General features: G+C 45.1%; 11 protein-coding genes. 5 read left to right on the top strand and 6 right to left on the bottom strand.

Features of this window, described 5'->3' with window-relative positions; translation table 11 throughout:
• Nucleotides 1–52 precede the first annotated feature (52 nt).
• Entirely contained in the window at nt 53–655 is a 603-nt protein-coding gene (coaE, locus tag AC4II3_RS23430) for a dephospho-CoA kinase (protein ID WP_490722899.1), read from the bottom strand.
• A gap of 173 nt (nt 656–828) precedes the next feature.
• Nucleotides 829–1,011, bottom strand: a complete 183-nt coding sequence (locus AC4II3_RS23425; protein WP_488017382.1) for a hypothetical protein — start codon at nt 1,009–1,011, stop codon at nt 829–831.
• Between the two features lie 152 nt (nt 1,012–1,163).
• Between AC4II3_RS23425 and AC4II3_RS23420 the strand changes: the two genes are divergently transcribed.
• Complete coding sequence (locus AC4II3_RS23420) at nt 1,164–1,625, top strand: DM13 domain-containing protein (RefSeq protein WP_488017380.1); 462 nt, start codon at nt 1,164–1,166, stop codon at nt 1,623–1,625.
• A 310-nt stretch (nt 1,626–1,935) separates the two neighbouring features.
• Here AC4II3_RS23420 and AC4II3_RS23415 read toward each other — a convergent pair whose 3' ends face one another.
• Nucleotides 1,936–3,849: a M48 family metallopeptidase gene (locus AC4II3_RS23415; RefSeq protein WP_488015517.1), complete on the bottom strand. Its 1,914-nt coding sequence runs from the start codon at nt 3,847–3,849 to the stop codon at nt 1,936–1,938.
• 213 nt (nt 3,850–4,062) lie between these two features.
• Between AC4II3_RS23415 and AC4II3_RS23410 the strand changes: the two genes are divergently transcribed.
• The 3 genes from AC4II3_RS23410 (at nt 4,063) to AC4II3_RS23400 (ending at nt 6,348) form a co-directional block, all read left to right on the top strand.
• Complete coding sequence (locus AC4II3_RS23410; protein WP_488015515.1) at nt 4,063–4,995, top strand: NAD(+) kinase; 933 nt, start codon at nt 4,063–4,065, stop codon at nt 4,993–4,995.
• Nucleotides 4,996–4,998: 3 nt separating this feature from the next.
• Nucleotides 4,999–5,166, top strand: a complete 168-nt coding sequence (locus AC4II3_RS23405; RefSeq protein WP_488015513.1) for a hypothetical protein — start codon at nt 4,999–5,001, stop codon at nt 5,164–5,166.
• A 324-nt stretch (nt 5,167–5,490) separates the two neighbouring features.
• On the top strand, nt 5,491–6,348 hold the full coding sequence (locus AC4II3_RS23400; RefSeq protein ID WP_488015510.1) for a DUF4231 domain-containing protein: 858 nt from the start codon (nt 5,491–5,493) through the stop codon (nt 6,346–6,348).
• A gap of 240 nt (nt 6,349–6,588) precedes the next feature.
• Here AC4II3_RS23400 and AC4II3_RS23395 read toward each other — a convergent pair whose 3' ends face one another.
• The 3 genes from AC4II3_RS23395 to AC4II3_RS23385 all read right to left on the bottom strand — a co-directional run bounded on the left by AC4II3_RS23395 (nt 6,589) and on the right by AC4II3_RS23385 (nt 8,855).
• Nucleotides 6,589–7,662, bottom strand: a complete 1,074-nt coding sequence (locus tag AC4II3_RS23395; protein ID WP_488015508.1) for an ABC transporter ATP-binding protein — start codon at nt 7,660–7,662, stop codon at nt 6,589–6,591.
• Between the two features lie 274 nt (nt 7,663–7,936).
• Nucleotides 7,937–8,206: an Asr1405/Asl0597 family protein gene (locus AC4II3_RS23390; protein ID WP_488015506.1), complete on the bottom strand. Its 270-nt coding sequence runs from the start codon at nt 8,204–8,206 to the stop codon at nt 7,937–7,939.
• A gap of 463 nt (nt 8,207–8,669) precedes the next feature.
• Nucleotides 8,670–8,855, bottom strand: a complete 186-nt coding sequence (locus tag AC4II3_RS23385; RefSeq protein ID WP_488015504.1) for a hypothetical protein — start codon at nt 8,853–8,855, stop codon at nt 8,670–8,672.
• Between the two features lie 469 nt (nt 8,856–9,324).
• Here AC4II3_RS23385 and AC4II3_RS23380 point away from each other — a divergent pair.
• A partial coding sequence (locus AC4II3_RS23380; protein WP_488017093.1) for an NACHT domain-containing protein occupies nt 9,325–11,069 on the top strand: 1,745 nt, incomplete at its 3' end.

The raw sequence follows: 11,069 nt of genomic DNA, 5'->3' as shown, positions 1-11,069 counted from the left end.
TAATTCTTAATTCTTAATTCTTAATTCTTAATTCTTAATTCTTAATTCTTAATTATCGATGATATCCATTGGTAGCAAGGGCAGTAGATACTTGTTGGATTAGAGCTTCTTTGGTAGAGGAGTTATCTAAAACCTTATCAGCAAGTGCTATTTTCTGCTGGAGGGGGAGTTGGCTGTTGATCCGGGCTTGAGCTTGTTCTTTAGAGATGCGATCGCGTTTCTGGATCCGTCTGAGCTGTTGTTCTGGTGAGCAGCTGACTACCCAGATTTCTGTCACTAAATCGGTCATCTTAGCTTCAAATAGTAAAGGGATAACTAAGATGACTGTAAGAGCCACTATGGTATCGAGTTGAGATTTAAAGCGATCGCGTACATAAGGATGGATTTGTTGCTCTAACCACTGTCGCTCAGCTGAGTTACTAAAAATTATCTCTCCCAAGCGTTTGCGGTTCAGGGTACCGTCACTGTGTTGCACTTGTAAACCGTAGCGCTGATAAATCTGTTTCAGGATTGGTGAATCTGGTTGTACCGCTTCTCTGGCATAGATATCCGCATCTAAAATCGGTAACCTGTAGGTATCAGCCAGGTAATTCGATACGGTGGTTTTTCCCGTGGCGATACCACCGGTTAGACCAATGATGCGTTTTTGATTCATGAGCGTTAAGTATACAATCGGTTGTGAGATCAGGGATGCGTTCGCGCAGCGTGCGCGTAGCGCAATCGCACGTATTGGTCACAAATCCGTTCTACCAGGTAGTGGGTTACCGCGCAATTCCCTTACCTTCAGCCACCCTAAAGTAGCTTAGGGCTGATATGATGTTAGGATGACTACCCTGTCTTGATGCAGTCGCTCATGGGGGAAACCCCCAAGACCGCGCTGCATCGCTTAATAACAATCTCCCCCATCTCCCCATCTCCCCATCTCCCCATTTCCCACACTCCCCACACTTCCCACACTTCCCACACTCCCCACACTCCCCGCGCCCCCGCCCCTAGATTATCGGTCTTCAACCGGACTTGATATGAGTGCTTCAGTTTTCTTGTCTAAATCTCATCTAACTTTCATTTATTCGTTAGGGTGATTTCAGAATGGTAGTTCATTCTAATAATTAAGCAACTAAAACAATGATTTAATTCATTTTTGATTACTAGGAGAAAGTATTATGAAACGTCTAATTGTTGGTGGTTTATCCGTATTGTTAATGGCAGCAGCAACTCCTGGTGTGCAAGCAGAAACAACTGTTGTTAAGCACAACTCTTTAAACAATGCTCTGGTCAGTCAACGAATAGCCTCTACTATCGCCACAGGAAGCTTTATCACCGTTGATAGAGGGCATCGCACTCAAGGAAATGCCAAGATTGTCAATGAAAATGGTAAACGCTATCTAGAATTTGATCAATCCTTTAAAACCGGTAGTGGACCCGAAGTGAAGGTACTCCTTTATCGGAACAGTAGTGTACCTCGTAAAATTCGGCCACAAGACTATGTAACCCTCGCCCGACTCCAGAAATTCAGTGGTGCTCAACGCTATGCTATTCCTGACAACATAAATCTTGATGAATTTGGCTCTGTAGCAGTTTGGTGTCGTCGTTTTAACATCACCTTTGGTTACGCTTCTCTGTAAAAGGAATAGGGAGTCGGGAGTCGGGAGTCGGGAGTCGGGAGTAGCGATGCAGTGCAGTCAAAGGGAGCTAGTTACTCATTGCCCCATCGCCCCATCTTCCCACACTTACCACACCTGTCACGCCTCCCATCTAGCGGTTTATAGCCTAATGAGGTACACAAGTTTTTTTTCCTGCTCCCTGCTCCCTGCTCCCTGCTCCCTGCTCCCTGTTCCCTGCTCCCTGTTCCCTGTTCCCTGTTCCCTGTTCCCTGTTCCCTGTTCCCTAAAACCCAGAATTTTGTACCTCACCTAATAAAAAAATATACAAACATTAATTAGTAATTAACGTTTGATTAACAACACTCTGATAAATTGGGGAAATTGCCGTTTTTCGCAGTGCTTTTTTCAAGGATTTATTCGTACTATTTAAAATAGTGATCCAGGTCTGACCAGGACATTCTAATTCATCCGCTAGACGGTCAATCAGTTGTTGGTCTTTAGTAGAGCTATTCGACTCCAAAAAATTACGCTGACGGCTGACACCGAGGATGTAATAGGGATTGTCTGGAAAGATTAGCACTACTTTGCGCACTAAATAAGCTTCTTTAATCTCAGGGTAACCAGCAAGTTGTTGTTGTAAGGCAGCTTCTACCTCAGTCGATAGTCCGTGGGGTTGAAAGCGATCGCCGTGACTGAAACCAGAGCGCTCTTCCTGTGCCAGGGTGATTAATTCATGATGTTTGGCAGCTCTTTGACGATATTGGTCTGCTTCTGCGTCACGTCCTTGGCGTCTTAAAAACCCATAAATTGATTGAGTGCCACTCAAGACACTATCTGGGTCTAGTGCCATCGCCTGCTCCAGATAATCGATACCAGCTTCATTATCTTGTGCGATTAAGATTTGCCCTAGTAAATAATTGGCGGATACATGGTCAGCTTGCCTGGTCAGTACTGACTTTAATAACGGGATTGCTTCTTGGGTGCCGACTAAATCTAATGTCCAACGAGCACGATTCCAGGCTTCCTCAACACTTAGCGGAGAGTCGGCAGCTTTTGCCTCTAAAGCTTCCAAGGATTGGCGTATCGCCTGAGCCTGGGTATAGTTTTCTCGCCATTGGTAATTGATAGTAGTTTGCCATTGACGCTCCAACTCTTGAGTCAGGGGTAGTAACGCTTTACCCAAAAACTGCTCAGCCGCTGTTACCAAGACCCGTATCGGTAAGCTAGGGGGTGGGTTAAAGGGATATTTCAAAGCTTTTAGCCGTTCCAACAGACAAGGATGGGTATCGGCATGATGGGTTTGAGACATCAACGCTGACCTAATCCACTGTTGTTGCTGATTGGGTTCAATGGGACTCGACAATGCTTTAGCTAAATCTTGCAAAGGGGTTTGTGGAGGATTGGGTTGATGGTGGGCTTTCTGATAAATGTCATTCCAGAAAGATTGTTCCAAGTACTGAGCTTTGACCTGAACACTCAGCAGCGCTTCCGCAACGTGCTGACTACCTGCTAACTCGGCAGCACAGCGGTCAGCTTCGTATTCATTAGCACGGGCAAGTACGAAAGAATAGGCATTGAAAAAAGGGGAATACCAATTAAAAAAGCCATGAAACAGTACTGTTGCTCCGGCATGTTGACTTTGTTCCAATTGTTGCCAAATCTGCTCCCACGTTCGACGCAATCGATAAATCCAGGCTGCAAAGGAACTGTGCTTGCCAGATAAATGTCCTAATTCATGGGCAAGGACTGCTCGAAATTGTCTAGGAGAAAGGGCTTGGAGTAAAGGTAGTCCTAAAATTAAGTAGTTATCTTGCCATCCCAGTAAGCCCAGACGAGGAATCTGAACTACTGCTGCATTAAATTCGCTGGTCAGGATGACATGGTGAAAGGAAGGAGCTTTTAGAGCTTTGGTCAACTCATCAATCAAGGCAAACAGTTTTGGGACTTGCTGGCGCTGTAGTTTTAATCCCTGGGGTGGTGGAAAACTCACCCATAGCGATCGCATAATCATCCACGCTACCAGCAAAAGCATGATCAGTTGAACCATGCCACGATTGATCCGACCACTGTAGTAAATCAACAGTACTACCAGTCCGAGAACTCCTAACAACCCTGCCAAGACCAGAAAAATGTAGGCATAACCCAGTGCAGCTAGAAGTCCTACACGCAGCTTATAATTATCGGGATATCGTTGGGCATAATCTTCGAGTTTCTTGACTAAGGTATCAAATTCTTCGTTTGTCATGGGTTAATCTCCTATTAACTAAGTCTGTTTGACCCAGTCTCTAGTTATAGTTAGCCCAAGTTAGTAGTCTTCTTGATCAAGAAAAGGCTTTTTTGAGAATTAAATTTATTTGACAATTGAACAATTTACCCAATTTCCCCGCAAAGATCAGGTAATGCTTAAGCCAACACTCTAGAATAACAGTGAAGACTAGGGGTAAGCCAGAAGATTAACGTGCAGCTAAAGCAAGTCATTATTATTCACAAAGCTGGAGACTCTCAAGGAAAACGTTGCGCAGAAAAATGCGCTCGGGAGTTGGAAGCACGCCAGTGCAGGGTTCTGATCGGACCAAGTGGCGCGAAAGATAATCCCTACCCAGTTTTTTTAGCTTCTGCCACCGAAGCCATTGATTTGGCAGTGGTTCTTGGCGGGGATGGGACAGTATTAGCAGCCGCAAGACATCTGGCTCCGGAAGGAATACCAATTTTGGCCGTAAATGTTGGAGGTCATCTGGGATTTCTGACCGAACCTATTGAAGAATTTAAAGACACTGAGCAAGTATGGAACCGACTATTAGAAGACCGCTATGCAGTTCAGCGGCGGATGATGTTAGAGGGGGCTGTGTTTGGGGGAAACCGCACTGACATTACACCAGTTAGCGGACGCTTTTTCGCACTCAATGAAATGTGTGTCAAACCTGCCTCTGCCGATCGGATGATTACCTCAATTCTGGAAATGGAAATTGATGGACAAATAGTCGATCAATACCAAGGGGATGGACTAATTGTTGGCACTCCCACTGGTTCCACTGGCTATACTGTTTCCGCTAATGGTCCAATTTTGCACGACTCAATCGAAGCGATCGCAGTCGCCCCCATTTGTCCGATGAGCCTTTCCAGTCGTCCTTTCGTCCTCCCCTCTGGCTCTGTTGTCAGTATCTGGCCCTTGGGGGATTATGAGCTAAACACTAAACTCTGGATGGATGGTGTGCTCGCAACCTCTATTTGGCCTGGACAACGGGTGGACGTGCGCAGAGCAGATTGTCAGGCCAAGTTCATTATCTTACGGGAAAAGTATTCCTATTACCAGACCTTAAGGAATAAGCTTCAGTGGGCTGGTACGAGAGTCACCTACAGTAACAACCACCGCAATGGAGCACCTGGTTAGTTAATGGGGAAATGGGGAGATGGGGAGATGGGGAAATGGGGAGATGGGGAGATGGGGAGATGGGGAGTACTCACAGGGGTAGGTTTTTTACATTTGGGTAAAACATGGGACGACTCAGAGGAAGAGGAAAAGAAAAACAACGAACAAATGATGATTTTAACGACAAATTAAGTATATTGTCTTGATGCAATAGCGAGTGGGGGAAACCCCCTCATGAAGGTAATGGTGCGCTTGACCCGTAATTTAATTCGCCACGGGTCGCACCTGAGGCATCGCTTGTCTGTACCCCCACACCCTACACCCTACACCCTACACCCCACACCTGACGTCTTTGTAAAAAACATACCCTTGAAAGGATGGGGAGATGGGGAGATGGGGAAGTGTGGGGAGGTTAAACGGTGGGATTTCTGAGTACTCTACCAATCACCAATGCCCACTTGCTAGAATTGACTGGAGACAATTCTGTCCATTAACTTTATTAACAATTAGATAAAAATGACGAATTTGGAAGCAATGCAAGTTGACGGAATTCCAGAGACTAAAATTCCTAAGACAATAGAGCAAATCTCTTCTTCATCAATTTCAAAACCTTCAGTTTTAATAAGCGTAGGTTCTTATTTATTCCTGGCTGCTGCGGTTGGGGTCGGAATTGCCTCTATTTTGATCTCACACCGTCAAATATTGCTAATCGTTAGCGCTGCTTGTTTTGCCGTTTTTATATTTCTGTTTCTATTTAATCAAAAATTGTGGCAAGACTATAAAGAAGCTAATCATGAGTTTCAACTGACCAAAAAGTCTAAACTGTGTAGTGGGCTCTGGTGCGGTAATAATTCCATAGAGAATAACCCGATAACTCTAGCGATAGAAAAAGCATTAAACTATAGCCAAGAGTTAATTGACGATTATAAAAAGACCCGCAGGACCTCCCGAAATGCTTACTATATTGCCCAAATGTTAACCATTATTTTATCGGGAATAACACCAATTTTAGTCTTGCTAGACAAATTAGAAACTGGTTCTGCATTACTAAAGTGGCTCCCGGTAATCTTTCCAGCTGTTGCTTCTATTGTTGCTAGTGTCTCTACTTCCTTTCCGTTTCAAGAAAATTGGATTGCTGCCAACACTACTGTAGAATTGTTAGAAGCGGAACAGGAAAAATTTGTATTGGGAGTTAGTCAACCTTATCGCTTTTCTGATTCATCCGATGGCGCGCGACGTCAACAACAGTCACAAAAAGCCATAGAACATTTTATTGTTCAGGTGAATAAGATTCACCTCAAGCAAGTCCAATCCTCTGATGGCAATGAGTCAGGGTCTAATGGCAATCAGTCAGGAGAGAAGAAACAGGATTAAAGAATGTAGAATTAAGAATTAAGAATGTAGAATTAAGAATGTAGAATTAAGAATGTAGAATTAAGAATTAAGAATGCAGAATTAAGAATGGTGAAGGCAGAATAGTGAATGGTGAAGGCAGAATGCAGAATCCAGAATGGTGAAGCTAGAAGCCAGAATGGTGAATTCTAAATTATATTCAATTCTAAATTCTAAATTCCCAATTCCCAATTCTAAATTCTACATTCTACATTCTACATTCTAAAATATCGGTACTGATGGGTCAGCTACAGACACTCGCACCCGCTTTCCTACCGGTAACTGAGTGCTAAGGTTGGTGCGAGCGTGGAGTTTTTTGCCGGAAGCAGTTTGTAAACAGTAGCGGTATTCACGACCTAGGAAATGTCGGTCTTGAATCACTACGGTGGAGTCATCATCAGGCTTGAGAAGAACATTTTCTTCCCGAAGCATCAGCTCCCCTTCCTCCAGCTGATCCAGTTTAGTATTAAGTATGGAGTCATTGACTCTGATGGCAAAAGAGCCTACTTCTGTTTCCCATAGGTCTCCTCTACGTTGGGCTGGTAAAAAGTTGGCTTGGGTGACGAATTCTGCTACAAAGCGAGAGCTGGGATTGGTATAGATTTCTTCTGGTGTCCCCAATTGCTCTAATCGACCAGAACGCATGACTCCTACTTGGTCGGAAATCGATAAGGCTTCTTCTTGGTCATGGGTGACAAAAATAGCAGAGGTGCCCGTTTCTTTGAGAATACCTCGCACTTCCTGACGCAACCGCAGACGCACTTGCACATCCAGATTGCTGAGGGGTTCATCCAATAGAATTAATTTAGGTTGCGGGGCTAAGGCACGGGCTAGGGCTACTCGCTGCTGCTGACCACCAGAGAGTTCGTGGGGGTAACGTTTGCCCATGCCAGCTAATCCGACTAATGCGATCGCATCTTCCGTATTATTCTTGACCGAGACACCACTCTTCTGTTTCCGATTCTGCTTAAGCCCAAACGCCACATTCTCTGCTACGGTCAGATGAGGAAATAGAGCATAGTCTTGAAAGACCATACCAGTATTGCGCTGTTCTGGTGGTAACCAATACCCTGGCCCAGTCACTTTCCGTCCTGCCAATACCACTAGTCCCCCTTGGGGTCGCTCAAACCCAGCTACAATCCGCAGTAAAGTCGTTTTGCCACAGCCAGATGGCCCCACTAATCCCAGTAAATCCCCTTCATACAGGGTAAACGACACATTCCCCACTGCTGGCTCAGTGGTTTGATCAAAGTGTTTAGTAATCCCTTCTAAATGTAGAATTGCTGGTTTTGTCATGAATTGATAGTAACGGTATTCTTTTAAGGTTTAAGGTTAGCAGGTTGTTCGCGTAGCGTGGCCTATTGGCCAAGGTTGAAGGTTTAAGGTTTAAGGTTGAAGGTTGAATGTTGAAGGTTGAATGTTGAGTATACCTGGGAGTATCAGTATTGTCTTAATGGAGTCGCTGATCGAGGAAACCACACCCCACACCCCACACCCCACACCCCACACCCCACACCCTACACCCTACACTCCACACTCCACACCCTACACCCTACACCCTACACACTCCCTAAAGTCTCTCCTTGCGCCTTTTGCTAGGAAGCCGCCAGCAATCATCGAGCCAGGATATTAACTCCTGGCGCGGAAGGGTTAGCTGTCTGAGGATACTCCAAATTTGAATCAAAGCCATGACATTATCGATTTCAGCTTTCAAGGGCTGGTCAGTCTTACAGTGACAGGGAATCTCTAGCTCTTGCAAGCGTCGATAGACTTGCCATCGCTCTCCCCACTTGATCTCAATCACCTGACTGGCCTCTGATTCAGATATAGATGGATCCATAATCAATAATGAAATAATTTTTTGTTAAAAGCTGGAACCAAGCTGCCTTGGTTAAGAGAATATTTGAGCAGCCAGGGATTAGTTATTGCTAATGCTCCTAGACTAGTTTAGTCGATTTAGGTTTCAAATGCAAAGCTTTCTCAACTAATTTACAAAAAAAATATTATTAGGACTTACGAAGTTTACTGGGTTTTGCCCCCTTGCCCCCCAATATTGGGGAGTAATGATGTCAAAGTCCCCCAGAATTGGGGGATTTAGGGGGCAATTGCCTAAGTCTTGATTATTTCAACAGTTACTAGTCAGAAAATAGCACTGGAATACCTGGAAATGCGGTGATCAGGAGATGGAAAGATCTAGGGCAAGTGATGAAAACACTTATAAGGAATTTTGTCAACTATAATTTCAACTACCATCACAACCACACCAGCCGATGTAGGGTGGGCAGTGCAGCAGACCAATTAGCTCAGCTCCGGTACCCATCCCAAAGCACTGCCCACCAACTGCCCGCCCCAACATAATATTGAAACTGGCAAGATGCCAGTTCCACGCCTGATGCCAGTTCCACGCCTGATGCCCATTCCACCACTTGATGCCAGCAGATGTAGGGTGGGCAGTGCAGCAGACCAATCAGCTCAGCTCCGGTACCCATCCCAAAGCACTGCCCACCAACTCAGCTGCCCAGCTAGAATGAATGACAAGGGTGCCATATAAATGAATGCTTCCCCCAACTGCTACGCGAGGTGGGGGTGTCTTTGTTAATTACAAGGTTTTATCCCTCGCGATAGGCGGCATTCTCGCCGAATAGCCAGGACTTTTGCTGGACTATTCCCCCAAGTCGTTTCCGCTATGGGGCAATAATAAGAAACTTTTACCTAGAGTCTGACGTATATAAACCGACTACAAAGGATTTACAGGTTTGTTTTCCCTGGCGTTGAGAGGTCGTGCCTCTAGGTTGCTCAGAATCTTGTTCTGTCCTTTGCCGTACCGCTCAAGCTAGATTAATTATAACACAATTTGGCGTTCCTTGACCCCCACCTGAACGTTCGCGCAGCGTGGCCGTAGGCCAGGTGGGGGAATGCGTCACAAAATCTGTTCAACCTTCATATAAGATCCTTAAGATGGTCAATTGGGATCCCTATCTAGCATCAATCCGTAACAGCTACGCCCAATGGTGGCAAGTTTATACCCTCACCGATGTCGAAGGTCGTAAGCGCAAGCAGCAGCAACCAACCCCTAGGCTGTTTGATTTTGGCCTAATGGTGCAAACCATCAAGTCGGAGCAGCCACAAAGAGACGAAAATCGGGAAGAAGAGGAAAATCGGGAAAAAATTGAGCGCTTACCTGTCCTAGACGGATTGCGCAAGTATGCTGCTGACCATGTTTTACTAGTGGGACGTCCGGGTTCGGGCAAATCGACTGCATTAGTGCGATTGTTAGGGGATGACGGGATACCAGGGAAAATTCCGGTGCTGGTCGAACTGCGATATTACCAGACATCCGTGCTGGAGTTAGTGCGGAATTTTCTGAAACGCCATGATGTACTCCTCGACTCTACCGATATCGAAAGACTATTGTTTGAAGGACAATTCTGGTTACTGATCGATGGCGTAAACGAGCTACCCTCAGAAGCAGCACGTGTGGATTTGACTCAGTTTCGGAGGGATTACCAGAAGCGTACTCCCATGATTTTCACCACTAGGGATTTAGGAGTGGGTGGTGACTTGGGGATTCAGAAGAAGTTGGAAATGCAACCCTTGAGTGTAGAGCAAATGTCGGAATTTGTCCGAAAGTATTTGCCACAACAGGGAGAGCAAATGCTTAAGCAGTTGGGCGATCGCTTACGGGAGTTTGGCCAAACTCCCCTACTATTGATGATGCTGTGTGCCCTGTTTCAGGATAAGGGAGAGATACCGTCGAATCTGGGGTTAGTGTTTCGCTCATTTTCCCAGTTCTATTCTAAGCAAATCAAGCAAGATGTTAACGTTTCAAGGGCATCAAAACTCTTGTGGCCTAAACTGCTACAAGAGTTAGGGTTTGTCATGACAGCAGGGGATAACCCCAAAGAGATTACTGTTGCTATTACTAAGACAAAAGCCGAAGAAATTTTAACTGACTATCTAGGTAAGAAGCCTGTTGTCAATCCTAAGGTTTGCCCCGAAACTTTCCTTGATGACTTACTCAACCATCACTTGATTCAACAATCAGGAGATTTGATTGAGTTTCGACACCAACTGATCCAAGAATACTATACAGCGGAATATTTATTGAAGCAATTACCAAGTATCAGTGATCAGGAGTTACAACAAAACTATCTTAATTATTTGAAATGGACAGAACCTCTGGTGCTGATGCTGGAATTGGTAGATGATCAAGCCCAAGCCCAGCGGGTGGTAAGCTTAGGGTTAGCATTGGATTGGAAACTGGGAGCCAGATTAGCAGGAGCAGTAAAACCAAAGTTTCAAAAGCAGACTATTGGGTTAGTGGCTGGGTTAAAGGTTCCGACCTTACTTACGCTTCAGCTGTTGGGAATAACTGCATCAGAAAAAGCCATACCTGAGCTAAGTAAATACCTGGATCATGACGACTCATCTTTGCGTAGGAGTGTAGCAGAAGCTCTGGGGAAAATCGGTAAAGAAGCCACCATCGACCCCTTAATTAAATTGTTGGATGATCACCACTCTGATGTGCGTAGTAGTGCGGCAGATGCTCTGGGAAAAATCGGTAAAGAAGCCACCATCGACCCCTTAATTAAATTGCTGGATGATGACAACTCTTTTGTGCGTAGTAGTGCGGCAAAAGCTCTGGGAGAAATCGGTAAAGAAGCCACCATCGACCCCTTAATTAAATTGCTGGATGATGACAA

The organism is Moorena sp. (assembly GCF_982860115.1).
This window is presented reverse-complemented; position numbering and strand designations above follow the sequence as displayed.